This window comes from Streptomyces sp. NBC_01089 (genome assembly GCF_045162975.1).
Classification (GTDB): Bacteria; Actinomycetota; Actinomycetes; order Streptomycetales; family Streptomycetaceae; genus Streptomyces.
The window spans coordinates 5,890,848-5,915,299 of sequence record NZ_CP108660.1 but is presented as its reverse complement, the minus strand read 5'-3'; the positions used below and the strand labels follow the sequence as shown (position 1 = coordinate 5,915,299).

General features: G+C 69.8%; 19 protein-coding genes and 3 tRNA genes. 12 read left to right on the top strand and 10 right to left on the bottom strand.

Going from position 1 to position 24,452, the window contains the following annotated elements:
• The first annotated feature begins 48 nt into the window (after window positions 1-48).
• Both OG510_RS26540 and OG510_RS26535 read left to right on the top strand, forming a co-directional pair.
• A complete protein-coding gene (locus OG510_RS26540; RefSeq protein ID WP_406140076.1) occupies window positions 49-981 on the top strand; it encodes an amidohydrolase family protein in 933 nt (310 codons plus the stop codon).
• Between the two features lie 3 nt (window positions 982-984).
• On the top strand, window positions 985-1,560 hold the full coding sequence (locus OG510_RS26535) for an isochorismatase family cysteine hydrolase (RefSeq protein WP_406140075.1): 576 nt from the start codon (window positions 985-987) through the stop codon (window positions 1,558-1,560).
• Window positions 1,561-1,769: 209 nt separating this feature from the next.
• On the opposite strand, the gene OG510_RS26530 is transcribed toward OG510_RS26535, so the two are convergent.
• The 3 genes from OG510_RS26530 to OG510_RS26520 form a co-directional block, all read right to left on the bottom strand.
• The gene (locus tag OG510_RS26530) at window positions 1,770-2,078 is read right to left on the bottom strand and encodes a hypothetical protein (RefSeq protein ID WP_406140072.1); all 309 of its coding nucleotides are present in this window, start codon (window positions 2,076-2,078) and stop codon (window positions 1,770-1,772) included.
• Window positions 2,079-2,126: 48 nt separating this feature from the next.
• Window positions 2,127-2,255 (bottom strand): hypothetical protein, encoded by a 129-nt coding sequence (locus OG510_RS26525; protein WP_406140071.1) that lies wholly within the window; start codon window positions 2,253-2,255, stop codon window positions 2,127-2,129.
• Between the two features lie 376 nt (window positions 2,256-2,631).
• Complete coding sequence (locus OG510_RS26520) at window positions 2,632-3,312, bottom strand: GntR family transcriptional regulator (RefSeq protein WP_406140070.1); 681 nt, start codon at window positions 3,310-3,312, stop codon at window positions 2,632-2,634.
• A 126-nt stretch (window positions 3,313-3,438) separates the two neighbouring features.
• On the opposite strand from OG510_RS26520, the gene OG510_RS26515 reads away from it, so the two are divergent.
• From OG510_RS26515 to OG510_RS26490, 6 genes are all read left to right on the top strand, one after another.
• Window positions 3,439-4,302 carry a fumarylacetoacetate hydrolase family protein gene (locus OG510_RS26515; RefSeq protein ID WP_406140068.1) on the top strand — a complete coding sequence of 288 codons (864 nt, stop codon included), beginning with the start codon at window positions 3,439-3,441 and terminating at the stop codon, window positions 4,300-4,302.
• A 76-nt stretch (window positions 4,303-4,378) separates the two neighbouring features.
• Window positions 4,379-5,338 (top strand): VOC family protein, encoded by a 960-nt coding sequence (locus OG510_RS26510; RefSeq protein ID WP_406140067.1) that lies wholly within the window; start codon window positions 4,379-4,381, stop codon window positions 5,336-5,338.
• 11 nt (window positions 5,339-5,349) lie between these two features.
• Window positions 5,350-6,987: a bifunctional 3-(3-hydroxy-phenyl)propionate/3-hydroxycinnamic acid hydroxylase gene (locus OG510_RS26505; protein WP_406140066.1), complete on the top strand. Its 1,638-nt coding sequence runs from the start codon at window positions 5,350-5,352 to the stop codon at window positions 6,985-6,987.
• Entirely contained in the window at window positions 6,984-9,005 is a 2,022-nt protein-coding gene (locus tag OG510_RS26500) for an acetoacetate--CoA ligase (RefSeq protein ID WP_406140065.1), read from the top strand. Before OG510_RS26505 ends, OG510_RS26500 begins: the two co-directional genes overlap by 4 nt.
• Before the next feature lie 213 nt (window positions 9,006-9,218).
• The gene (locus tag OG510_RS26495; RefSeq protein WP_406140064.1) at window positions 9,219-10,385 is read left to right on the top strand and encodes an acyl-CoA dehydrogenase; all 1,167 of its coding nucleotides are present in this window, start codon (window positions 9,219-9,221) and stop codon (window positions 10,383-10,385) included.
• Window positions 10,382-11,260, top strand: coding sequence for a 3-hydroxybutyryl-CoA dehydrogenase (locus tag OG510_RS26490; RefSeq protein ID WP_406140062.1), 879 nt, complete (start codon window positions 10,382-10,384; stop codon window positions 11,258-11,260). The genes OG510_RS26495 and OG510_RS26490 overlap by 4 nt, the downstream gene beginning before the upstream one ends.
• A 477-nt stretch (window positions 11,261-11,737) precedes the next feature.
• Here OG510_RS26490 and OG510_RS26485 read toward each other — a convergent pair whose 3' ends face one another.
• The 4 genes from OG510_RS26485 to OG510_RS26470 form a co-directional block, all read right to left on the bottom strand.
• The gene (locus OG510_RS26485) at window positions 11,738-12,256 is read right to left on the bottom strand and encodes a hypothetical protein (protein WP_406140061.1); all 519 of its coding nucleotides are present in this window, start codon (window positions 12,254-12,256) and stop codon (window positions 11,738-11,740) included.
• A gap of 663 nt (window positions 12,257-12,919) precedes the next feature.
• Window positions 12,920-12,993 (bottom strand) — tRNA-Ile (locus OG510_RS26480).
• A gap of 180 nt (window positions 12,994-13,173) precedes the next feature.
• Window positions 13,174-13,246 (bottom strand) — tRNA-Asn (locus OG510_RS26475).
• 5 nt (window positions 13,247-13,251) lie between these two features.
• Window positions 13,252-13,324, bottom strand: a tRNA-Asn gene (locus tag OG510_RS26470).
• A 167-nt stretch (window positions 13,325-13,491) separates the two neighbouring features.
• On the opposite strand from OG510_RS26470, the gene OG510_RS26465 reads away from it, so the two are divergent.
• The 4 genes from OG510_RS26465 to OG510_RS26450 all read left to right on the top strand — a co-directional run bounded on the left by OG510_RS26465 (window position 13,492) and on the right by OG510_RS26450 (window position 19,299).
• Complete coding sequence (locus tag OG510_RS26465) at window positions 13,492-13,791, top strand: YtxH domain-containing protein (RefSeq protein ID WP_164258730.1); 300 nt, start codon at window positions 13,492-13,494, stop codon at window positions 13,789-13,791.
• Between the two features lie 40 nt (window positions 13,792-13,831).
• Window positions 13,832-15,325 carry an FGGY family carbohydrate kinase gene (locus tag OG510_RS26460; RefSeq protein ID WP_406140060.1) on the top strand — a complete coding sequence of 498 codons (1,494 nt, stop codon included), beginning with the start codon at window positions 13,832-13,834 and terminating at the stop codon, window positions 15,323-15,325.
• Between the two features lie 261 nt (window positions 15,326-15,586).
• A complete protein-coding gene (locus OG510_RS26455) occupies window positions 15,587-17,320 on the top strand; it encodes an ABC transporter ATP-binding protein (RefSeq protein ID WP_406140059.1) in 1,734 nt (577 codons plus the stop codon).
• A complete protein-coding gene (locus tag OG510_RS26450) occupies window positions 17,320-19,299 on the top strand; it encodes an ABC transporter ATP-binding protein (RefSeq protein WP_406140057.1) in 1,980 nt (659 codons plus the stop codon). Before OG510_RS26455 ends, OG510_RS26450 begins: the two co-directional genes overlap by 1 nt.
• Before the next feature lie 254 nt (window positions 19,300-19,553).
• Here the strand turns inward: OG510_RS26450 and OG510_RS26445 are convergent, their stop codons facing one another.
• The 3 genes from OG510_RS26445 to OG510_RS26435 all read right to left on the bottom strand — a co-directional run bounded on the left by OG510_RS26445 (window position 19,554) and on the right by OG510_RS26435 (window position 24,406).
• A complete protein-coding gene (locus tag OG510_RS26445) occupies window positions 19,554-20,774 on the bottom strand; it encodes a sigma-70 family RNA polymerase sigma factor (protein WP_406140056.1) in 1,221 nt (406 codons plus the stop codon).
• Window positions 20,775-20,991: 217 nt separating this feature from the next.
• Window positions 20,992-22,896 (bottom strand): DNA primase, encoded by a 1,905-nt coding sequence (dnaG, locus tag OG510_RS26440; RefSeq protein ID WP_406140055.1) that lies wholly within the window; start codon window positions 22,894-22,896, stop codon window positions 20,992-20,994.
• A gap of 247 nt (window positions 22,897-23,143) precedes the next feature.
• Window positions 23,144-24,406, bottom strand: a complete 1,263-nt coding sequence (locus OG510_RS26435; protein ID WP_406140053.1) for an NAD(P)/FAD-dependent oxidoreductase — start codon at window positions 24,404-24,406, stop codon at window positions 23,144-23,146.
• Window positions 24,407-24,452 lie beyond the last annotated feature (46 nt).

Below are 24,452 nucleotides of genomic sequence, written 5' to 3'. Positions count from 1 at the left end.
CCGCCCTGCCGCGCGGCGGGCCGTGCACCAGCACAGAAGGAGATCCCCATGACCCACGACGGCGAACGAGTCGACGTGCACCGGCACCTCGCGCCCCCTTTCTGGAAGGAGGCGGCGGCTGCGATAGACCCCCATATAGCGAACATCGCGACCTGGTCGGAGACAGACGCCCTGCGGGCAATGGACACGACCGGTGTCCGCGTCTCCATGCTCTCGCTGACGAGCCCCGGCGCCCTGTTCGGGGACCCGCGGGCGGCGACAGCCCTGGCACGGGCGGTCAACGAGTACGGCGCCGAAGCGGTCACGCAACGCCCGGACCGCTTCGGACTGCTGGCGTGTCTGCCGCTGCTCGACCCGCAGGCCGCGGTGGCCGAGGCCGAGTACGCCCTGGACGAGCTGGGCGCGGACGGCGTCGCGGTCCTGAGCAACGCGGGCGGCAGATACCTCGGGGACACGGCCTTCCGGCCCCTGTGGGAGGCGCTCGACCGGCGCGGGGCGGTCGTCCACGTCCACCCCACCTCGCCGGTGGGTCTCACTGACCTCCCCGGTCTCCAGGGCTGGGCCGAGTGGCCCTTCGACACGACCAGGACCGCACTGCACATGGTCGTCAACGGAGTGCTACGGGACTTCCCGTCGGTCAAGGTGATCCTCTCCCACGCGGGCGGCTTCCTGCCGTACCAGGTCACCCGCTTCGAAGGATTGGCGGTGACCAACCCAGCCGTGACCCCGCAGTCCGTACTGGAGGACCTGCACAAGTTCTACTTCGACACGGCACTGTCGACCAACCCCGCGACCCTTCGGGGCCTGCTGACCTTCGCCGGTGCCGACCACGTGCTGTTCGGCACCGACATGCCGGCGGCTCCCCTCGTGATGGCCGCCGAGTACACGAACCGGCTCGACACAGAGCTGGAGAAGACACCGGACGACGCCTACGAGATCAACATAGGAACAGCGCAGCGCATCTTCGGAAGGAAGATCTGACCCATGACCGTGACCCGCATCGACGACATGACCGCCCTGGTGGTGGTTGACCTCCAGAACGCCGTCCGCGTATTCCCCTACACCGACCCGATCACCGAGGTCGTGGCCAACGCAGCCGCCCTGGCCCGGGAGTTCCGCGCCCGCGGGCTACCGGTGGTACTCACAGAGGTCGATCCCCGGGGCGGCAGCTACGGCCGGGCGGATGCCCCGGCGAGCTTGGCCCAGCTCAAGGACAAGCTGCCCGCGGACTGGAACGAACTGATGGCGGAACTGGAGCCGGCGGACGACGACCTGGTGGTCGTCAAACGGGCCTGGGGCGCGTTCACCGGCACCCCGCTGGCGGAGTTCCTGAACAAGCGCGGGGTCACCCAGGTCGTGGTGTGCGGGGTGGCGACCGCCTACGGCGTCGAGTCGACCGCCCGGCACGCGAGCGAACTCGGGTTCAACGTCACGCTGCCCACGGACGCCATGACCGACATGAGCGCCCCGGCCCAGGAGAACAGCATCGAGCGCGTCTTCCCCCGGCTCGGGGAGTGCGGCACCACGCGAGACGTCCTGGACCGGCTCGGCGACCGCTGAGGCAGGACCCTCACGCCTCTATAGTGCGACTGGCGAAACCTGGCATCCCGACGCGTACGAGCCGAAGGCGAAGCGGAAGCCGTCCGGGTACGCGTGGTCCCCGGGTAACCCGGCGGGGTACGGGGCTTGCAGGTCTCCCCATGCCCACAGGGTGGTTCGACCGGTGGGGAGGAGCAGCCGCGCAGGTGAAGCAGTCCGGCGGTGAGGCTCTACAGTTCACCTGTGGTGTCGGCGGCCGGGCTGTCGGACCAGGCGATGACGGCCAGATGGCGGCCCTCGAGCCGGTAGGCGAGGAGCTCGCGCGCTGTTTCCTCCCGGACCGGTCGGCCGTCGAGGATCGCTCGAACGGTCTCCTCGCGGGCGGCGGCTCCGCTGGTGAGCCACCGGTCGTGCTCGGCCAGGTATTCGGCTGTGATCCGGGAGAAGAACTGGCCCATGAAGCCGAAGAGAAGTTCGGAGATGCGGCGGAACTGCTGGGCTCGTTCGGACGGGGTGGTCCGTTCTTGGCAGGCGGTCATCAGGGGGTGCGTCAGCGCGGCGTGCGCGACTCGGATGCCTCACAGCACCTAGTCCAGGCCGATTCGTCGCCGGGCGAACTCGCGGTCTCCGAGCAGGGATTCCTCGGGGACCGCGTGGTCGGCCGCCTTGTCGGCCAGCAGGAGCTGTGCGCGCAGCGTCGCGGGTTCGGTGCCCATGCGGAGAGGGTTTCGAAGGGCCCCGGGCCGCCTCCCAGTTCGGGAACCTCGCGCGTGATGACGCGGGCCAGCTCCGCGGCGACGGCGACGGCGACAGGCTGAGGGCCGAGGCGGTCGGTCGCTTCGGCGATGGTGGCGCCGAACTGGTGGGCGTGTGAGACGCGTGCGCGAGGCCGGGGGTAGGCCGGCGGATCCAGCCGGAGGAGCCGGGATCGCGGTAAGCCGTCATAACGTCGTACTTGCCGTCATGAGAGCGGTGTGTGCCGCGTTGCCACGTCGGCCGTCTCCGGACTCCCGACGCTCGGGATGCCGCCGGGCGTCGCAGCTCTCATCCGAGCCGCACGGCCGCATTCAGCCAGGGCGTGGCCCGGTGGGGCTACGCCACCGTTGCAGGGTCGTTCTCGATCACCAGACGCAGAGCTTCGGAGGTCCGGTCGATGTGCCGGGCCAACAGTGCGGCCGCCGCGTCGGCATCCTTGGCCAGGACGGCATCGACGAGCGCCTGGTGCTCGCCTGCTACGTCGCGTTCGGTGTCATGGCCGACGGGCCACGACCAGCGCCGGTAGAGCGTGGCCGCGTCCCGCAGGCTGAGGGCGGCGGCCAGCAGCCGGGCGTTCCCGCACCCTTCCAGCAGGGTCTGGTGGAAGCGCTCGTGCACGGGGAACCAATCGCTGTTCAGGGTGCCCTCGGCCCGTATCCCGGGGGTCCCGGCCAGGTGGTGGTGGGCCGCGACCACCGACGACTCCCACCTGATGCCACCGCGCTCCATCGACCGGCGCAGAACCAGGGTCTCGATCTCGACCCTGGCTTCCGTCAGTTCGTTCAAATCCGCCAGCGACACCGTGACCACGCTGAAGCCCTGCTGCGGTGCGGCGTGGACGAGCCCCTGCTCGGACAGACGCGTGAGCGCTTCGCGCACGACCGACTGACTGACCGAGAAACGCTGGGACAGCTCCACCAGGCGCAGCCGCTGCCCCGGTTCGAACACCCCCTGGAAGATGTCCTCGCGGATCTGCGCGTAGACGACGCCGCCCCTTGTTGCCTTCTCACCAGCCATGACCACACACCGTAGCAGCTGAGCGACACTATAGATAATTATCGTTAATCTCTTGCATGCGTGAGATTGCGCAGCAAGACTTGCGCTGCAGACACCCGCACGACATCGCACGGTATGGAGAACCTCATGCGCCTGGCGCACCTCGACGGACGACTGGCCTTCAAGGGCCCGAACGGCTATCTCGACGCCGCAGAGGCAAGCGGGGGACGCTTCGGTCCCGACGCACAGGCCGCCTACGACGACTGGGAGGCGTTCTCCTCCTGGACCCAGGAGTTCCTGGCATCACCGGATGCGGCAGCAACGCCCTCGGTCGGCACGGACGCCGGAACGGTGTGGGGGCCGCCCGCTCCCCGGCCCGCCCAGATCTTCGCGGTCGGCCTGAACTACCTCGACCACATCGCGGAGTCGAAGCTGGATGTACCGTCGGAACCGGCCGTCTTCACCAAGTTCCGCACGTCCCTGACCGGCCACGAGACGGCCGTCACACTCCCTCAAGGACTCGTCGACTGGGAGGCCGAGCTCGTCGCCGTCATCGGCCGCCATTGCCACCACGCGACGCGGGAGACGGCCTGGTCCTACGTGGCCGGGCTGACCGTGGGCCAGGACCTCTCGGAACGTCGTCTCCAACTGACAGGCCCGGCGCCGCAGTTCTCCCTCGGCAAGTCCTACCCGGGCTTCGCCCCGCTCGGCCCGGAGCTCGTCAGTACCGACGAGTTCACGAACCCGGACGACCTGGAGCTGGGCTGCAGGCTCGAAGGCGGGGAAGTCCTGCAGAAGAGCCGAACCTCCGAGATGGTCTTCGACATCCCGGAACTCATCACCCGCCTGTCCGCCGTGTGTCCGCTGGAGCCCGGAGACCTGATCTTCACGGGCACCCCGGCCGGCGTCGGCGGCGCCCGCACCCCTCAGAAGTTCCTCGCCCCGGGAGACGTCCTGGTCACCTGGATCGAGGGCATCGGGACCCTGCGCAACCCGATGCTCGCCCCCTGACCAACCGCGAGGCAGTAGGACGACGGCCACACGAGGCCGTCACAGGCCCGTCTCGCCGATCCGAAAGAGCCGCACCATGTCACTGCACCGACTGACCCAGATCGTCATGGGCGTGCCGAACGTCGAGCAGACGGCCGCCTACTATGCCGACTTCGGCCTCACGCCCGCGGACAGCCCTACGGGCGACGCCACCGCACCGCAGCCCTCGCACACCCTGTCCACCGCCGACGGCGGCGAGCAGTTGCGCATCGTGCACTCCCCCAGGCGCCGCCTCGTCGAACTCGGCGTGGGTGCCGACAACCCCGACGACCTGGACCGGGTCTCCGCCTCGCTCACCGGGCTGGACATACCTGTCCACCGCACAGCCGACAGCGTGACCGCCGTGGATCCGGGCACCGAGGTCCTCGTACGCGTGGAACTCGCCCCGCGTCTTCGGCAGACGCCCGCGCCCGCACCCCTGCACAACGCCCCGGGCGCCGACGCCCGACTCGGGCACCGCGCTCCGGGCATCCTGCGCGAGGGACCGGTGCGACCGCGCAAGCTCGGGCACGTGGTCCTCGGCTCCACGGACCAGGAGGCCTCCCAGCGCTTCTTCCAAGAGGGGCTGGGGTTCAAGGTCAGTGACACCGTCAAGGGCCTGGCCGCGTTCATGCGCTGCTCCAGCGACCACCACAACGTTCTGGTGCAGCAGGCGCCGGTCGCCTTCCTGCACCACACCTCGTGGCAGGTCGACGATGTCGACGAGATCGGCCGCGGCGCCACCACCATGCTGGAGGCCGACCCCGACCGCCACACCTGGGGGCTCGGCCGCCACTACATAGGCTCGAACTTCTTCTGGTACCTGAAGGACCCGGCCGGGACCTTCTCCGAGTACTACTCCGACCTCGACTGCATCGTCGACGACGCCCTGTGGAAGCCCGGCGTCTTCGAGGGCATGAAGTCGCTGTACGCCTGGGGCCCGCCCCCTCCCCCGTCATTCCTCGCACCGGAGGACCTGGCAGCCCTGATGACCGGCGCTCACGCACCGACCGAGTGAGGACGACCACCATGCACCAGCCCACCGGCCGTTCCGGCCGCAGCGACGTCCTCATCGTCGGAGCCGGCCCGGTCGGCCTGACCACCGCCCTGTTCCTGGCCCGGGACGGTTGGCAGGTCACCCTCCTGGAACAGTGGCCCAGCCCCTATCCCCTGCCGCGCGCCGTGCACTTCGACGACGAGGTCGCCCGGCTGCTCGCCGACGCGGGAATCGGCGACCGGCTCGGAACCCTGTCGGAACCGGCCGACACCTACGAGTGGCGCAACGCGGACGGCACCCCTCTGCTGACGTTCGACTGGTCGGGCCCCGGACCGTCCGGCTGGCCGCGCGCCTCCATGACGTACCAGCCAGACCTGGAGACAGCGCTGGCCGAGGCCGCCGAGACGCATCCGAACGTGTCGGTCCTGCGCGGCCACGAGGCCATCGGCCTGGTCGAGACCGAACGGGACGTCACCGTGACCGCCCGGGACACCACCGGTCGACAGCACGAACTGAGCGCCGACTGGGTCGTGGGCGCAGACGGCGCCAACAGCTTCGTACGCGCCCACATGCCCACCCGTATGACGGACCTCGGCTTCTTCTACGACTGGCTCATCGTCGACGTCCGCCCCCGCATCCCGCGTACGTGGGACCCCGTGAACCTGCAGATCTGCGATCCGCAGCGGCCCACAACCGTAGTGTCGGGCGGGCCGGGCCGACGGCGCTGGGAGTTCATGCGCATGCCCGGGGAGTCGGTGGAGGAACTCGACACCGAATCCGCCGCCTGGCGGCTGCTCGCGCCCTTCGGAATGACCCCGGAGACGTGCGACCTGGAGCGGCACGCCGTCTACACCTTCCAGGCCCAGTGGGCCGACACCTGGTGTACCGGTCGCCTGCTGCTGGCCGGCGACTCGGCCCACCTGATGCCGCCGTTCGCAGGCCAGGGCATGTGCTCCGGCATCCGGGACGCCGCCAACCTCACCTTCAAACTGGACCTGGTCCTGCGCGGCGCCGCAGCCCCGGCCCTCCTTGACACCTATGGCACCGAGCGCAGCGCCCATGTTCAGCACGCCATCGGGATGTCCGTCGAGCTCGGCAAGGTCATCTGCGTCACGGACGCCCGCGAGGCAGCCGTGCGGGACGCTCACATGATCAGTCATGGAGCCGACCCGGAACGGGCCCTGCCGCGGCTGCCCCCGACCGTGCTGAGCAACGGGCTCGTCGCCCGCGGCGAAGCGGGAACCGCAGGGCTGCTGAGCCGGCAGGCACGTATCTCGTACCGCGGGCGCGCCGGCCTGCTCAACGAAGTGGTCGGCCGCGGTTTCGTCGTCGCCTCCGTCACCGACCCCCGCACGATGCTGTCCGCACGCCAACTGGCCTTCCTGAAAAGCATCGGGGCACGCCTTCTGCACCTGACACCGCCGGGGGCACACGCCGACGAGGAGGTGGCCGCCGTCGACCTGGACGGCTTCTACCTCCCCCATCTCGCCGGAATAAGGCAGACAGGCGTGGTGATCCGCCCCGATCACTACCTCTTCGGCACCGCCGCGACACCAGAGGGCCTCGCCAGGCTCGTCGACGACCTGGAAGAGCAACTGGTCTCGCCCCGCTCCTCCACCAGTGCCGTCCCGTCCCCCACGCCCGTCATCACCGCTGGAGGTGAGTCATGACCACGTCGCACACGGCCACGTCCGGCGAGCCGATCTGGGTGCCCGACACGTCGGTGACCACCGGCTCACGCATCGCTCGTTTCACCGACTTCGTCGCCCGGCGCACTGGCGTCGCCCACACCGACTACCAGTCCCTCTGGGCGTGGTCGATCGAGGATCTGCCCGGCTTCTGGGCGGCCGTCAGCGAGTTCTTCGACGTCCGGATGACCGGTACATGGGACCGGGTCCTCGACGACGCGCCGATGCCGGCCACCCGCTGGTTCCCCGGCGGCCGGCTGAACTACGCCGAGCACGCCCTGCGTACGGACGATCCCACCGGCACCGCGCTGATATCGGTCGACGAGAGCGGCACGACCCAGCACATCACCTGGGCCGAACTGCGCAGCCAGGTCGGCGCACTGGCAGCGTGGCTGCGCCGTCAGGGAGTCACCGCCGGGGACCGTGTGGTCGGCTACCTGCCCAACTCCCGGCATGCCGTCGTGGCGTTCCTGGCCTCTGCCGCCATCGGCGCGGTCTGGTCGGCCTGCGGCCAGGACTACGGTGCAGAGGGCGCAGCCACTCGTTTCGCGCAGCTCGAACCGGCCGTTCTCTTCGCTGCCGACGGATACCGATGGAACGGCCGCCGACACGACCGCCGCGCGGAATCCGCCGCGCTGCGTGCCGCGCTTCCGTCCGTCCGCGTCACCGTGCAGGTGCCGAACCTCGGCCTGCCCATCCTGCCCCACCCGTCTGCGGTGAGCTGGGACGACGCCCTCGCCGACCCCGCGGAGTGTGGCTTCGAGCAGGTCCCGTTCGACGCACCGCTGTGGGTTCTCTTCTCCTCCGGCACCACCGGGAACCCCAAGGGCATCGTCCACGGTCACGGCGGTGTTCTGCTCGACCACCACAAACTCCTCGGCCTGCACCTCGACCTCGGGCCCGGGGACCGCTTCCTCTGGTACACCACCACCAACTGGATGATGTGGAACCTGGTGGTCTCCGGCCTCCTGGTGGGCGCGACCATCGTGCTCTACGACGGAAGCCCGGCCCACCCCGGTCCTGAACGCCTGTGGGAACTGGCCGCCGAACATCGGACCACCGTCCTCGGCGTCAGCCCGGGCTACCTGCAGAGCTCCGCCAAGGCCGGCCTCGTGCCCGGACGCGACCTCGACCTGTCGGCCCTACGCGTGCTCGGCTCCACCGGCGCCCCCCTGCCCGCCCAGTCGTACCACTGGGTCCATGACCACGTGGGCCCCGATGTCCAGGTCGCCTCGACCAGCGGCGGCACCGACATCGTCAGCGGCTTCGCCGGCAGCGCCCCCAACACACCGGTGTGGCCAGGCGAGATCTCCGCCCCCATGCTCGGCGTCGCACTGAACGCCTTCGACAGCCATGGCCGCCCCGTCACCGGAGAAGTCGGTGAACTCGTCGTCACCCGACCCATGCCCTCCATGCCGATCCACTTCTGGAACGACCCCGACGGCACCCGTTACCACCAGGCGTACTTCGGCTCCTACCCCGGTGTCTGGCGGCACGGCGACTGGATGACCCGCACCCCACACGGCAGCGTCATCGTCTCCGGCCGCTCCGACTCCACCCTCAACCGGCACGGGGTACGACTCGGCAGCGCCGACATATACGCCGTCGTGGACGAGCTGCCCGGCATCCGCGAAAGCCTCGTCATCGGCGCCGAACTCCCGGACGGCGGCTACTGGATGCCCCTGTTCGTGGTCCTGGAGCCCGGCCACGTACTCGACGAGGACCTGCGCGACACCGTCAGGGCCGCCATTCGCACGCACGCCTCGCCCAGGCACGTCCCCGACACGATCATCGAGGTGCCGGCCGTGCCGCACACCCGGACCGGCAAGAAGCTCGAAGTCCCCGTCAAGCGCCTGCTGCAGGGCGCCGCCATCGGCCAGGTCGCCGGCCGCGAGGCCGTCGACGACATCTCTGCCCTGGAGTACTTCACCCGGTTCACGCGGCCCTCCGCGGACACCGACCGGACACCGCACACCACGCCGGCGGGCGTCCGCCCCTAGACACCGGGCCGGTGTGGCGCGCGAGGCGAGTCATGCGGAGCCGCACACTCCGCAGATCGGACACTCGAGGGTGTGCCCGACCCGATCGCCTCAACCGCCACACGGGCCCGGCCTGCGTGCGGCGCTGCATCCGGCGCCGCACGCCCCCACGCCCATGCCGGGGCAGCATCCTGCTTCCCGGTTCGCTTCCGCTCGATGAACGAACGAGGAAACATGCCTGACTTCGACCTGTACCGTCCGGCCGAGGAGCACGACATGCTCCGCGAGGCGATCCGTTCGCTCGCCGAGGCGAAGATCGCCCCGCACGCCGCCGTGGTGGACGAGGAGGCGCGCTTCCCGCAGGAGGCGCTGGACGCCCTGGTCGCCTCGGACCTGCACGCGGTGCATGTCCCGGAGGAGTACGGCGGCGCGGGCGCCGACGCGCTCGCCACGGTCATCGTGATCGAGGAGGTGGCCCGCGTCTGCGCGTCCTCCTCCCTGATCCCGGCCGTGAACAAGCTGGGCTCGCTCCCGGTGATCCTCTCCGGCTCCGAGGACCTGAAGAAGAAGTACCTGGGCCCGCTCGCCAAGGGCGACGCGATGTTCTCGTACGCCCTGTCCGAGCCGGACGCAGGCTCCGACGCGGCCGGCATGAAGACCAAGGCCGTCCGCGACGGCGACTTCTGGGTCCTCAACGGTGTGAAGCGCTGGATCACCAACGCGGGCGTCTCCGACTACTACACGGTCATGGCCGTCACCGACCCGACGAAGCGCTCCAAGGGCATCTCGGCGTTCGTCGTCGAGAAGGCCGACGAGGGTGTCTCCTTCGGCGCCCCGGAGAAGAAGCTCGGCATCAAGGGCTCCCCGACGCGCGAGGTCTACCTCGACAACGTCCGTATCCCCGCCGACCGCATGATCGGCGACGAGGGCACCGGCTTCGCCACCGCGATGAAGACCCTGGACCACACCCGCATCACGATCGCGGCCCAGGCCCTCGGCATCGCGCAGGGCGCCCTCGACTACGCCAAGGGCTACGTCCAGGAGCGCAAGCAGTTCGGGAAGCCGATCGGTGACTTCCAGGGCATCCAGTTCATGCTCGCCGACATGGCCATGAAGCTGGAGGCCGCCCGCCAGCTCACCTACTCGGCCGCCGCCAAGTCCGAGCGCCTCGACGGCGACCTCACCTTCTTCGGCGCCGCGGCCAAGTGCTTCGCCTCCGACGTCGCCATGGAGGTCACCACCGACGCCGTCCAGCTCCTCGGCGGCTACGGCTACACCCGTGACTACCCCGTCGAGCGCATGATGCGCGACGCCAAGATCACGCAGATCTACGAGGGCACCAACCAGGTCCAGCGCATCGTCATGGCCCGCAACCTGCCGTCCGACGGAGTCAAGCGATGAGCACCACTCCTCATGACATCAGCAAGGTCGGCGTGATCGGCTGCGGGCTCATGGGCTCCGGAATCGCCGAAGTATGCGCACGGGCAGGGCTCGACACACTGGTGTACGAGGTGAGCCCAGCCGCCCTGACAGCCGGCCGCAACCGGGTGGAACAGTCGCTGGGCAAAGCCACGGACCGCGGCAGACTCACCGCCCAAGAACGCGACCTCGCACGCGAAGCACTGCGCTTCACCACCGACCTCGACGCGTTCGCCGACCGGGACCTCGCCGTCGAGGCCGCGCCGGAGAACGCGGAGATGAAGCTCGGCATCTTCTCGGCCCTGGACAAGATCATGGTTCAGCCCGATGCGCTGATGACGTCCAACACCTCGTCGATCCCCATCATGAAACTCGCCTCCGCCACCACCCGGCCCGGTCAGGTCATGGGGCTGCACTTCTTCAATCCCGTACCGGTACTCGACCTGGTCGAACTCGTACCGACCCTGAAGACGGACGACACCGCGTGGCACCGCCTCCACCACTTCGCCGCTGACGTTCTGGGACGCCGCGTCATCGTCTCCCAAGACCGCGCCGGCTTCGTCGTCAACGCCCTGCTCATCCCCTACCTACTCTCCGCCATCCGGATGTTCGAGTCCGGATTCGCCGTGGCGCAGGACATCGACGACGGCATGGTCCGCGGCTGCGCCCACCCCATGGGGCCGCTCCGTCTGGCCGATCACGTCGGGCTGGACACCACGTTGGCCATCGCCGAGTCCCTGTACGCGGAGTTCAGGGAACCGCTGTACGCACCGCCGCCCCTGCTGTCACGCATGGTCGAAGCCGGCCACCTGGGACGCAAAGCCGGCCGAGGCTTCTACGACTATTCGTCGCGGTGAGGCTACGGCTCACCATGGGGTCGCACTCACATGAGGCCGTGTGGCGAACTGCAGGGGCGAGGAGAAGTCGGCGTGGACACGGGTGAAGGCTCGGGATGCATCTGAACGTTCTCGTATTCGGCGAGTGCCCAGCTGGCGGCCAGGCCGGGTTCTTCCTCTGACGCTTGCCGGTAAGAACCAGGTTTGAGCGCGTCTACTGCACCGTGCCTCGCCAGGGCGACGCCCGCAGCACCACGCGCATGGGTTCCGTCTCGCCGACGAAGCGGGTGAGTGCGGTCGCTGGGTGAGTACAGAACGTGTCGTCTGGGCGGCGAGGCCCACGGCGGCCCGCGGAGTCGGCTCGTCTTCGAGGGCGAAGCCAGCTTCTCCATGACGTGGCCGCATGCGAAGACATGGCCGCCGCGCGGCCGCACCCCCGGCGATCCGGGGCTGGCTCCATAGCCTGACTCAACTGCAAGGGGATTGACATGGTCCGACTCACCGGTACATCGACAGCACGTCCCTCCGGTCCGCAGGGGCAGGCAGAACGTACCCGTAAGGGCGTCCGGTCTCGTCCAGCAGGTTGCCGGCCCGATTCACGGTGCGCAGGACCACGGCCCTGTCCGTGACGCGGACATGGGGCATGCTCTCCTCAATCAGGGTTTCCAGCCGGGCGACGTCGTCGAGCGTGCGCGTCCAGACGGTCAGGGCAATGCCGAGCGGCCCCAGGACCGAGCAGACCGCACGTGCGTCGCTGAGCCGCCCGAGTTGCACCGCAGCCCGGCTGCGCTCTGCCGCCGGGACCTGCATGAACAGGTGAGCGGCCGCTGGCCACCCGGACGCGGCGCGGGCCATCTCGGTGCGCAGCGTGACGCGTCCGGTTCCCAGCAGGAAGCTGATGCTCTGGCGCGCCCTGCGTGGGTCGATGTCGAGCCGTTCGGCGATCTCCGCAGTGGTGGGGCGCGCCGCCGCCACCAGGACGTCGGTCTCGTTGACCTCCCGGGGCCGGGAGGACACGGGCCGCCGCCGCGCCGTCAGAGCCGTGACCGGCCCTGGATCGAGTGCGCAGCCGCCAGCGGCCGGCGTTCTTGCCCTCGAAGACCAGGTTGGTACGCAGCCGGGTGATGTTGGGGTGGGAAGCGGACCAGTACGTAGCTGTACAGGGCCTCGTAACTGCCCGCGCCCCAAGACGACCGCCCGAGCTGACGTCAATGATCGCAGTCCGCTTGCCGTACTCGGCCAGGGGCAGCCATGTGGCCCAGACGAGGCGCTCACCGCGCAGCCGGTCCCAACGCCGGGCGAGCGTCACCGGATCGGCCTCCAGAACCGTAGCCGGCCTCGCCCAGGAGACTCTGAGGTTCGATTTGCGACCCCTGGCGCGTGAAAGGCAATCACATTCCGCAGCGGCTCACTGCGCACTCGGCCCGCGGTGGCCACGCACCTTGCGCGCAGGGGGCGGCGCCGATGCGGTGAGCGGCCTCCCACATCGGCCGTGGGACCGTTCCACGACGCTCCCACGGAGGCGACGGCACAAAGCCTCAGGTCAAGGCCGTTTGAAGCTCGTTTCCGATGCGTGAGGAGCAGCGTTCGCCACACCCCTGTGAGGCGAACGCCACACGCAAAACGCCCCCGAAAAACGCGTTTCCCCAGGTCAGATCGATTCTGCCTGGGGACGCCCGGTGGGGCGGGTGGGACTCGAACCCACGGCCGACGGATTATGAGTCCGCTGCTCTAACCGGCTGAGCTACCGCCCCATTACGGCGTGGCGCGTACACGTGTACGCGCCGTCTGCCGCAGCATAGCCGCTCATACGATCTCCTGCCTCGGATGGTCGGCATCGCTCGACCATGAGGACTGCGCCAAGGTCAGGACGGTTCCACCCCAGCGGAAAACAGCACGAAAAAGGGCCCCTGAGGGCCCTCTTCCGTCATGTGCTCCCCCGACTGGACTCGAACCAGTAACCCTCCGGTTAACAGCCGAATGCTCTGCCAATTGAGCTACAGGGGACCGCGCTCCCCCGACTGGACTCGAACCAGTAACCTGCCGGTTAACAGCCGGCTGCTCTGCCAATTGAGCTACAGGGGATTGCTGCTGTGCACCGAACGTACCCACCGAACCGTTCCCGGGGGGCGTGTGCTCGCTGCGACACATACATTAGCGCAAGCAGGGGGGTGCTCCGCCAATCGGTTCCGCCCCGGGTGATCACGCGCCGGCCGGGTAGGCGGGAAGCACCGGCACAAGGGAAGGCAGCCATGCGGTACAAGCTGACGTTCGTCGTGGGACTCGCTCTCGGTTATGTGATCGGCACACGTGCCGGTCGGGAGCGTTACGAGCAGTTGAAGAAGTCCGCCCGTCAGGTCGCGGAGAATCCGGCCGTGCGCAACGCGGCCGAGGCCGCCGCGCAGAACGGGCGGGACGTCGCGGGCAAGGCGCTCCACACCGTGAGCGAGAAGATGGGCGACAGGATGCCCGACGCGATGGCCCACCGGGTCCGCTCGCTGCGGGACCGTAACGGTGCGGTCGAGGACGACTGGGGCACCACCAACACCTGACGTCACCACCGGCGGCACCCGTACGGCACAATCGGGCCGTATGGGGATAGTCGCCGGTCTTGACAGTTCAGCCGCCTTCACGCGCATCGTCGTGTGCGACACGGACACAGGTGCCGTGCTGCGCCAGGGGTATGCGCCCCACCCGCCGACGAGCGCGGCGGGTGAGCCGGGTGAGGACGCCCATCAGGCCGGTGAGGCCAACAAGTACGAAGTCGATCCGCAGAGCTGGCTGCTCTCACTCGGCGAGGCGGCGTCCGGCGGGCTGCTGGAAGGCGTGCAGGCCATTGGCGTGTCCGCACAGCAGCACGGCCTGGTGCCGCTGGACCGGCAGGGCAATCTCGTACGCCCCGCGCTGATCGGCAATGACAGGCGGGCGCAGGTCGCCGCGGCGGATCTGATCGATTCGCTCGGCGGCCGGTCCGCGTGGGCCGAGGCCGTCGGCTCCGTACCGCAGGCCGCGCAGCCGGTGTCGAAGCTGCGCTGGCTGGTACGGCAGGAGCCCGAGGCCGCCGCGAAGATCGCCGCGCTGCTCCAGCCGCACGACTGGCTCGTGTGGCAGCTGCTCGGGCGGCCCGCCCGGCGGATCACCGACCGGGGCGCCGCTTCCGGCACCGGCTACTGGTCGGCCGCGACCGGCGCCTACCGCCCCGACCTGGTCGAGCTGGCTCTCGGGCACGCGGCAGCGCTGCCCGAGGTGCTCGGCCCGTCCGACTCCGCGGGGACCACGCCCGAGGGGCTGCTGATCTCGGCCGGCACCGGCGAGACGATGGCCGCGGCGTTCGGGCTCGGGGTCTCCGTCGGCGACGTGGTCGTGTCGCTCGGCGCTTCGGGTTCGGTGATGGCCGTGCACCACGAGGCGCTGTCCGACCCGTCCGGGATGATCACCTCGTTCGCCGACGCCACCGGGATGCATCTGCCGGTGGTGCACACGCTCAATGCCGTACGGGCGCTGCGCGGCACCGCCGAACTGCTGGGCGCCGAGGATCTTGAGGCCCTGTCGGCGCTCGCGCTGACCTCCACTCCGGGCGCTTCCGGCGTTGTGCTCCTGCCGTATCTGGAGGGCGAGCGCACCCCGCAGCTGCCGCACACCGCGGGCTCGCTCTCCGGGCTGCGGCGCGAGTCGATGAAACGCGAGCATGTGGCGCGGGCGGCCTTCGAGGGCATGCTCTGCTCGCTGGCGGACGCGATGGACGTGCTGCGGGACCGCGGAGTGGAGGTGCGCCGGGTGTTCCTGCTGGGCGCCGCCGCCGAACTCCCCGCCGTCCAGGCGGCCGCCCCCGGCATCTTCGGGGCGCAGGTCGTCGTGCCGCAACCCGCCGACTACGCGGCGGTCGGTGCGGCCCGGCAGGCGGCCTGGGCGCTCGGGGTGTCCGAGGGCACGCTGGATCCGCAGACCCCGCCGGCCTGGCAGGGTGCGGCCGCGCGGGTACTCGAACCGGGCGACGACCTCGCGGTGGGGCAGGCCGTACGCCAGCAGTACGCGGCGACCCGTGACCAGATCCACCCGGGAGCCTTCGGCACGCCGCCGTCCTGAGCCATGGGGCGCCCGTCGTGTGTGGCGAGGGCAGAGGCAGGGGCGGGGTCGGGGCAGAGGCAGGGGGTCGTGGGGCTCCGAGTTCGGGGTGCGCTGTGCCGTGTGCCGTCCTGGGTGCCGCGTTCTTGACCTCGGCTTGAGGAAAACAGTTCGTATCAGGTTGCGCGGTACCGGAAACTGGGACGGCCGGACACCGTCCCCGCCTCGTCCTGCCCTGCCCTGCCGGAAGCCCCGCCGGACCGCCGAACCGAGAGACTGCACGTGCTCATATCACTCCTGCGGACCTATTTGCGCCCGTACAAGAAACCCATGGCTCTGCTGGCACTGCTTCAGCTGTTCCAGACCTGCGCCACCCTCTATCTGCCGACGCTCAACGCCGACATCATCGACAACGGTGTCGTGAAGGGCGACTCGGGTTACATCCTGAGCTTCGGCGGGCTCATGATCGCCATCAGCGTCGTGCAGGTGATCTGCAACATGGGCGCCGTCTACTTCGGCGCCAGGACCGCCTCCGCGCTCGGCCGGGACATCCGGGCCGGTGTGTTCGACCGGGTGCAGTCCTTCTCCGCCCGCGAGGTCGGGCACTTCGGCGCCCCCTCCCTCATCACCCGGACGACCAATGACGTCCAGCAGATCCAGATGCTGGTCCTGATGTCGTTCACCCTGATGGCCTCGGCGCCGATCATGTGCGTGGGCGCCATCGTGCTGGCGCTCGGCCAGGACGTACCGCTCTCGCTCGTACTGATCGCCGTCGTCCCGGTCATGCTCGTACTGGTCTCCCTGATCGTCCGGCGGATGCGGCCGCTCTTCCGGAAGATGCAGGTCAGGCTCGACACGGTGAACCGGGTGCTGCGCGAGCAGATCACCGGCAACCGCGTCATCCGCGCGTTCGTGAAGGACGCGTACGAGAAGGAGCGCTTCAAGGGCGCCAACACCGAGCTGACCGACGTGTCCCTGGGGACCGCGCGGCTGATGGCCCTGATGTTCCCGACGGTGATGACCGTGGTGAACGTGTCGTCGATCGCGGTGGTCTGGTTCGGTGCCCACCGGATCGACAGCGGCGCGATGCAGATCGGGGCGCTCACCGCGTTCCTCTCCTATCTGATGCAGATCGTGATGTCCGTGATGATGGCCACCTTCATGTTCATGATGGTGCCGCGCGCCGAGGTCTGTGCAGAGCGCATCCAGGAGGTACTGGGCACCGACTCCAGCGTGGTGCCGCCGCTGCAGCCCGTCACCGAACTGGCCAGGCACGGCCATCTGGAAATCCGCGGGGCCGGGTTCAGGTACCCGGGCGCCGAGGCGTCCGTACTGCGCGAGGTCGCCCTGGAGGCGCTGCCCGGTGAGACGACCGCGGTGATCGGGTCGACCGGCAGCGGGAAGTCGACGCTGCTCGGGCTCGTACCCCGGCTGTTCGACGCCACGGACGGCGAGGTGCTGGTGGACGGCAGCGATGTGCGGGACCTCGACCCCGTACTGCTGGCGAAGACCGTGTCCCTGGTGCCGCAGAAGCCGTATCTGTTCTCCGGGACCGTCGCGACGAATCTGCGGTACGGGAACCCGGACGCGACCGACGAGGAACTGTGGCACGCGCTGGAGGTGGCGCAGGCGAAGGGCTTCGTGGAGAAGCTCGAAGGCGGGCTCAACGCGCCGATCGCCCAGGGCGGCACCAATGTCTCCGGCGGGCAGCGGCAGCGGCTGGCGATCGCCAGGACGCTGGTGCAGCAGCCCGAGATCTATCTCTTCGACGACTCGTTCTCGGCGCTGGACTACGCCACCGACGCGGCGCTGCGGACCGCGCTGCGGCGCGAGACCTCCCGGGCGACCGTGGTGATCGTCGCGCAGCGCGTCTCGACCATCCGCGATGCCGACCGGATCGTCGTGATGGACGAGGGCCGGGTCGTCGGCACCGGCCGGCACCACGAGCTGATGGACGGAAATGAGACATACCGGGAGATCGTGCTCTCCCAGCTGACCGAGGCGGAGGCAGCCTGATGGCCGGTCCTGGTGGACGCATGATGGCAGGACCGACCCAGAAGTCGATGGACTTCAAGGGGTCGGGCAAACGGCTGCTGCGGCAGCTGGCGCAGGACCGTGCCGCGCTGTTCACGATGCTGGTGGCCGTCATCGGCAGCGTCGCGCTCTCGGTCGTCGGACCGAAGATCCTGGGCCGGGCGACCGACCTGATCTTCGCAGGGATCATCGGGAGACAGCTGCCCGCAGGCACGACCAAGGTGCAGGCCCTGAAGGGTCTGCACGCCAAGGGCCAGGGAGCGATGGCCGACATGCTCTCCGGTGTGGACTTCACCCCGGGCAAGGGCATCGACTTCTCGCAGGTCGGCGAGATCCTGCTGCTCGCGCTCGCGGCCTTCGCCTGCGCGGGGCTGCTGATGCTCGTCACCACCCGGCTCGCGGCCCGGATCATCAACCAGGCCATGTACCGGATGCGTGAGGAGATCCAGGCGAAGCTCTCGCGGCTGCCGCTGTCGTACTTCGACAAGGCGAAGCGCGGTGAGGTGCTCAGCCGGACGACCAACGACGTCGACAACATCGGCCAGACCATGCAGCAGACCATGGGTCAGCTGATGAACTCGCTGCTCACCATCATCGGTGTGCTGGCGATGATGTTCTGGATCTCCTGGATCCTGGCGCTGGTCGCGCTGGTGACCGTACCGCTCTCGGTGCTGGTGGCCACGCGCGTCGGCAAGCGGTCGCAGCCGCAGTTCGTGCAGCAGTGGAAGGTCACGGGCAAGCTCAACGCCCATATCGAGGAGATGTACACCGGGCACGCCCTGGTCAAGATCTTCGGGCGGCAGGAGGAGTCGGCCGAGGCGTTCCGCGAGCAGAACGACGCGCTGTACGAGGCCGGGTTCAAGGCCCAGTTCAACAGCGGCATCATGCAGCCGCTGATGATGTTCGTCTCCAACCTCAACTATGTGCTGGTGGCGGTCATCGGCGGGCTGCGGGTCGCTTCCGGGACGCTGTCGATCGGTGATGTGCAGGCGTTCATCCAGTACTCACGGCAGTTCTCGCAGCCGCTGACCCAGGTCGCCTCGATGGCGAACCTGGTGCAGTCGGGTGTGGCGTCCGCCGAGCGGATCTTCCAGCTGCTCGACGCGGAGGAGCAGACTCCGGACGGTGAGGTCGCCGGGGCGGGATCCGGTGCGGGTGTGGGATCCGGTGCGGGCTCCGAAGCCGTTGTCGCCGACCGGCCGGGGGCCGCTCGCGGCAGCATCTCGCTGGAGAAGGTGTCCTTCCGGTACGAGGCCGACAAGCCGCTCATCGACGATCTGTCGCTCGCGGTCGAACCCGGGCACACCGTCGCGATCGTCGGACCGACCGGCGCGGGCAAGACCACGCTGGTCAATCTGCTCATGCGGTTCTACGAGGTGACCGGCGGGCGTATCACGCTCGACGGGACCGACATCGCCAGGATGACGCGTGAGGAGCTGCGCTCCGGGATCGGCATGGTGCTCCAGGACACCTGGCTCTTCGGCGGCACGATCGCGGAGAACATCGCGTACGGCTCATCGCGCGCCGTCAGCCGCGAGGAGGTCGAGGAGGCGGCCCGGGCGGCCCACGCCGACCGGTTCATCCGCACGCTTCCCGACGGCTACGACACGGTCATCGACGACGAGGGTACGGGGGTGAGCGCGGGCGAGAAGCAGCTGATCACGATCGCGCGGGCCTTCCTCTCCGATCCGGTGATCCTGGTGCTCGACGAGGCGACCAGCTCCGTCGACACCCGTACCGAGGTGCTGATCCAGAAGGCGATGGCCCGGCTGGCGCACGGCCGCACCAGCTTCGTCATCGCGCACCGGCTCTCCACGATCCGGGACGCGGATGTGATTCTGGTGATGGAGAGCGGGGCGATCGTGGAGCAGGGGTCGCACGAGGAGTTGCTCGCTGCGGATGGGGCTTATGCGCGGCTCTATGCGGCGCAGTTCGCGCAGGCTGTGGTGGAGGTGGACTAGGCCGGGTCCGGTCCCGGGGGGGGGGCCGGTCCCCGGTGGGGGGCGGTGGCTTTGGGGTGTGGGGGCGGGTGCGGTGCGGGTGCGGGTGGGTGGCGCCTGCGGCGGGCCTGTTCCCCTCCCCTCCCCTCCCCTCCCCTCCCCTCCCCTCCCCTCCCCTCCCCTCCCCTCCCCTCCCCGTAACCGGGGCTCCGCCCCGGACCCCGCTCCTCAAACGCCGGAGGGGCTGAAATCCGCACTGGGGTTCCGCAGCCGTCTCAGTCCAAGTAGCCGCGCAGTTGGTCCGCGCAGGCGTGGTCGCGGAGTTTGTTCAGGGTTTTGGATTCGATCTGGCGGATCCGTTCCCGGGTCACCCCGAATATCCGTCCTATCTCCTCCAGCGTGCGGGGTCTGCCGTCCGCCAGGCCATAACGGAGCTGGACGACCTTGCGTTCGCGTTCGCCCAGTGTGGAGAGCACCGCCTCCAGGTGCTGCCGCAGCAGCAGGAACGCGGCCGACTCCACCGGGGACGCCGCGTCGCCGTCCTCGATCAGGTCGCCCAGCGCCACCTCGTCCTCCTCGCCCACCGGGGCGTGCAGGGACACCGGTTCCTGGGCCAGCCGCAGCACCTCCCCCACGCGTTCCGGGGTGAGTTCGAGCTGGGCGGCGACCTCCTCCGGGGTCGGTTCGCAGCCGCGTTCCTGGAGCATCCGGCGCTGGACCCGTACCACCCGGTTGATCAGCTCGACCACATGGACCGGCACCCGTATCGTCCGGGCCTGGTCGGCCAGGGCCCGGGACATCGCCTGGCGGATCCACCAGGTCGCGTACGTGGAGAACTTGTAGCCGCGCGTGTAGTCGAACTTCTCGACCGCCCGGATCAGGCCGAGGTTTCCCTCCTGGACCAGGTCGAGCATGGTCAGCCCGCGGCCCACGTACCGCTTGGCGACGGACACCACCAGACGCAGGTTGGACTCGATCAGCCGGCGCTTGGCCATCCGGCCGAGCACCACCAGGCGGTCCAGGTCCACGGCGAGGCCGGAGTCAGGGTCGGGCGAACTCCCCAGCCGTTCCTCGGCGAAGAGGCCGGCCTCGACGCGGCGGGCGAGCTCCACCTCGTCGGCCGCCGTGAGCAGCGGGATGCGGCCGATCTCCCGTAAGTACTGGCGGAAGAGGTCGGACGACGGTCCTGCGGTGTCCGCCCCCGCTCGGGTGCGCGCGGGTGGGGGCTCCTCGTCCGGGTACTCGACGACAGCCCTGGGTACGGCCGGTCCCTGGCCGGGGACGGTCTCGGGGTGGCCGGGGGGCAGGCCCTGCTGGGGGACGGCCGGGGCCACATCGGTTTCGGTCAGGGTCCGGGTCTGCACGGGACGGCCTCCAGGATGACTGCCGGATCGGGGGCCCACGGCCGGTCGGTGACGGCAACGCCGCAGCTGCGCGCACCGGACCCTCGACGCCGCCCCGCCCCGCCCCGGTGTTTGCCGCTCGGTCCGAGGCACCGCAGTTCCGAGGCACCGCAGCCCAGTGCACCGCAGTCCAGTGTGGGGCACGACACAGCCCGCCCACGAGGGGTGTGCGGTGACTTTCTGAGTCCGGTCCGTGACCCGGCGGTTACGGGAACGCCACCGGCGGGCGGCCGGGAGCACCGACACGCTCTGCTCTGCTCCGAGCCGTGGCGGCTGCCGGCTCAGCCCAAGCGCGGCACCCCTGCGCGGCTCAGAGCGCGGCCGCGCCGTGGTTGCGCAGGGACTGGCCGTACTGCTGGAGGGTCCACAACTCGCTCTGGACCGCCGCGTACTGCTCCGCGTCGCCCTGGGTGGAGGCCCGCGCCAGTGTGCCCTGGACGTCCGTGATCCGCCGGTCGACGGCGCGCAGCCTGACGTGGACCAGCTGCTCGCCCGCGTACAGCTCGTCGACCGTACGGCGCATGATCGGCTCCACGGCCAGCTCGGTGACCACGGCTCTGACCGTGTCGTTCGGCGCTGCGGCGCGGACCCGGGTGAGGTACTCGAAGGAGTCGGTGATGCCCTCGTCGGCGCCGCCCGCCTCCATGATCGCCTCGCGTACGGCGGCGTACGGCGGGGCGGTGAACTCGTCGGCCCCGTAGGCGTCGAAGGCCGGGGAGACCAGCTCGGGGCGCTGCAGCGCCAGCTTCAGCAGTTCGCGTTCGGTGCGGTGGGCGGGGCTGCGGAGGTGGAGCGCCGGGCCGCTCGACGGGGGGCGCGGGGCCTCGGGCTGCTGCTGCGGGGGGCGGCCGCCGCGCGACGGCCCCGGTGCGTTGCCCCGGCCGCGCGCCCACTGGGCGAGCTGGCTGATGCGCTTGACCACGAACTGGGTGTCGAGGATGCCGACCATGCCGGCCAGCTGTACGGCCACTTCGTGCTGCGAGGCGCTGTTCTTGATCCGGGCCACCACGGGCGCCGCTTCGTCGAGTGCCGTCGCCCGGCCCGCCGGGGTCTCCAGGTCGTAGCGCGAGATGATCTGGCGGAGTGCGAACTCGAAGAGCGGGGTGCGCGGTTCGACCAGGCCGCGCACCGATTCGTCGCCCTGGGCCAGCCGCAGGTCGCAGGGGTCCATCCCGTCGGGCGCGATGGCGATATAGGTCTCGGCCGCGAACTTCTGGTCGTCCTCGAAGGCCCGCAGCGCGGCCTTCTGCCCGGCCGCGTCACCGTCGAAGGTGAAGATCACGCGGGCGCTGCCGTTGTCCATCAGCAGCCGGCGGAGGATCTTGATGTGGTCGGTGCCGAAGGCCGTGCCGCAGGTGGCGACGGCGGTGGTCACCCCGGCCAGGTGGCAGGCCATGACGTCGGTGTACCCCTCGACGACGACGGCTCTGCTGGACTTGGCGATCTCCTTCTTGGCCAGGTCGATGCCGTAGAGCACCTGGGACTTCTTGTAGATCGACGTCTCGGGGGTGTTGAGGTACTTCGGCCCGTTGTCGTCGTCGCGGAGCTTGCGCGCGCCGAAGCCGACGACCTCGCCGCTGATGTCGCGGATCGGCCACATCAGCCGGCCGCGGAAGCGGTCGATGGGCTTGCCGCCGCGGGCCTCCTGGGAGAGGCCCGAGGTGATGAGTTCCTTGTCGGTGAAGCCCTTGCCGCGCAGGTAGCGGGTCAGATGGTCCCAGCCCGCCGGGCTGTAGCCGACGCTGAAGTGGGTGGCGGCGGCCTGGTCGAAACCGCGCTCGGCGAGGAACTTCCGGCCGATCTCGGCCTCGGCGCTGTCGAGCTGCTCGACGTAGAACTGGGCGGCCGCCTTGTGCGCCTCGACCAGCCGGATGCGCTCGCCGCGCTGGCTGTTCGGGGTGTACCCGCCCTCCTCGTACCGGAGGGTGATGCCTGCGGTGCCCGCGAGCCGCTCGACCGCCTCGGTGAAGGAGAGGTGGTCGATCTTCATGATGAAGGCGAGGGTGTCCCCGCCCTCCTGGCAGCCGAAGCAGTGGAAGAGGCCCTTGCCCGGGCTCACCTGGAAGGAGGGGGACTTCTCGTCGTGGAAGGGGCAGAGCCCCTTCAGATTCCCGCCGCCCGCGTTCCGCAGCTGGAGGTACTCGGACACGACGGCGTCGATCGGGACCGCGTCCCGGACCGCCTTCACGTCGTCATCGTTGATCCTGCCTGCCACGGGTGAAGTCTACGGTCCTGCTCGGACACTCCGTACGGGACGGCGGACGGGACGGCCGACCGGACAGCCGACGGGACAGTCATCGGGCAGGCCCCGGGCGGCCATCGGACAGCCACCGGGCAGGTCCCGGACAGCCATCGGCAGCCATCAGGCAGCCCCATCGGCCAGGCCCCCGGGCGGCCCCGCCCCGGGGTCGCCCGGGGGCCGCCCGCGCTGTCCCGCCCGGCCCGACCGCGACGGCGGGCCCTCAGGTGGCCAGCGTGGCCAGGTCCACCGACGGGTCCGAGAGCGCCTCGGGGTCCAGCGTCGCGCCGGAGCGGATCAGCCGCTGGAGCTGTTCGGTGACGTCCCACACATTGACGTTCATCCCGGCCAGCAGCCGGCCGTCCTTCATCCAGAAGGCGATGAACTGCCGCTTCCCCGCGTCGCCCCTGATGAGCACCTGGTCGTACGAGCCGGGCGGCGCCCAGCCCGAGTACTCCAGGCCCAGGTCGTACTGGTCGGAGAAGAAGTACGGGATCCGGTCGTACGCCACGCCCTGGCCGAGCATCGCGCGGGCCGCCGCCGGGCCGCCGTTGAGCGCGTTCGCCCAGTGCTCGACGCGCAGCCGGCTGCCCAGCAGCGGGTGCCGGGCGGCCGCGACGTCGCCCGCCGCGTAGATGTCGGGGTCGGATGTGCGCAGCGACGAGTCGACGGCGATACCGCCGCCTGCCGCCCGCTCGACCAGTTCGAGGCCCGCGGCCTCGGCGAGCGAGACGCGGGGCGCGGCGCCGATCGCGGCGAGGACGTCGTGCGCCGGGTGCTCCTCGCCGTCGTCGGTCTGGACGGCCAGGACCATGCCGTCCTGGCCGGTGATCTCGGTGAGGCGCGCGCCGAAGTGGAAGCGGACGCCGTGCTCGGCGTGCAGATCGGTGAAGATCTGGCCGAGTTCGGGACCGATGACCGAGTGCAGCGGGGTCTGCTGGGCTTCGACGACGGTGACCTCGGCCCCGTAACCGCGCGCCGCTGCGGCGACCTCAAGCCCGATCCAGCCGGCTCCGGCGATCACCAGATGGCCGTTGTCCCGGCCGAGTGAGGCCAGGACGTTCCGCAGCCGGTCCGCGTGGGCGAGACGGCGCAGATGGTGGACGCCCGCGAGGTCGGTGCCGGGGATGTCCAGGCGGTGCGGCTCGGCGCCGGTCGCGAGCAGCAGCTTGTCGTAGTGGATGGCGGTGTCGTCACCGAGGCGTACGACCTTGACCTCGCGGTCGATGGAGACGACGGTCTGGCCCAGATGGAGCTCGATGTCCGCCTGTGCGTACCAGGCCGTCTCGTGGACGTAGACGCTGTCGCGCTCTTCCTTGCCGGACAGGAAGCCCTTGGACAGGGGCGGGCGTTCGTAGGGGTGGTCGCGTTCGTCGCCGATGAGAATCACGCGGCCCGCGAACCCTTCGGTCCGCAGGGTTTCGGCGGCCTTCGCCCCCGCGAGCCCGCCGCCGATGATGACGAACGTCAGATGTGCGTCGACCACTTGATGCCTCCTTGTAGTGCTGGCGCCACTTGCGAGCGTCCCGCAC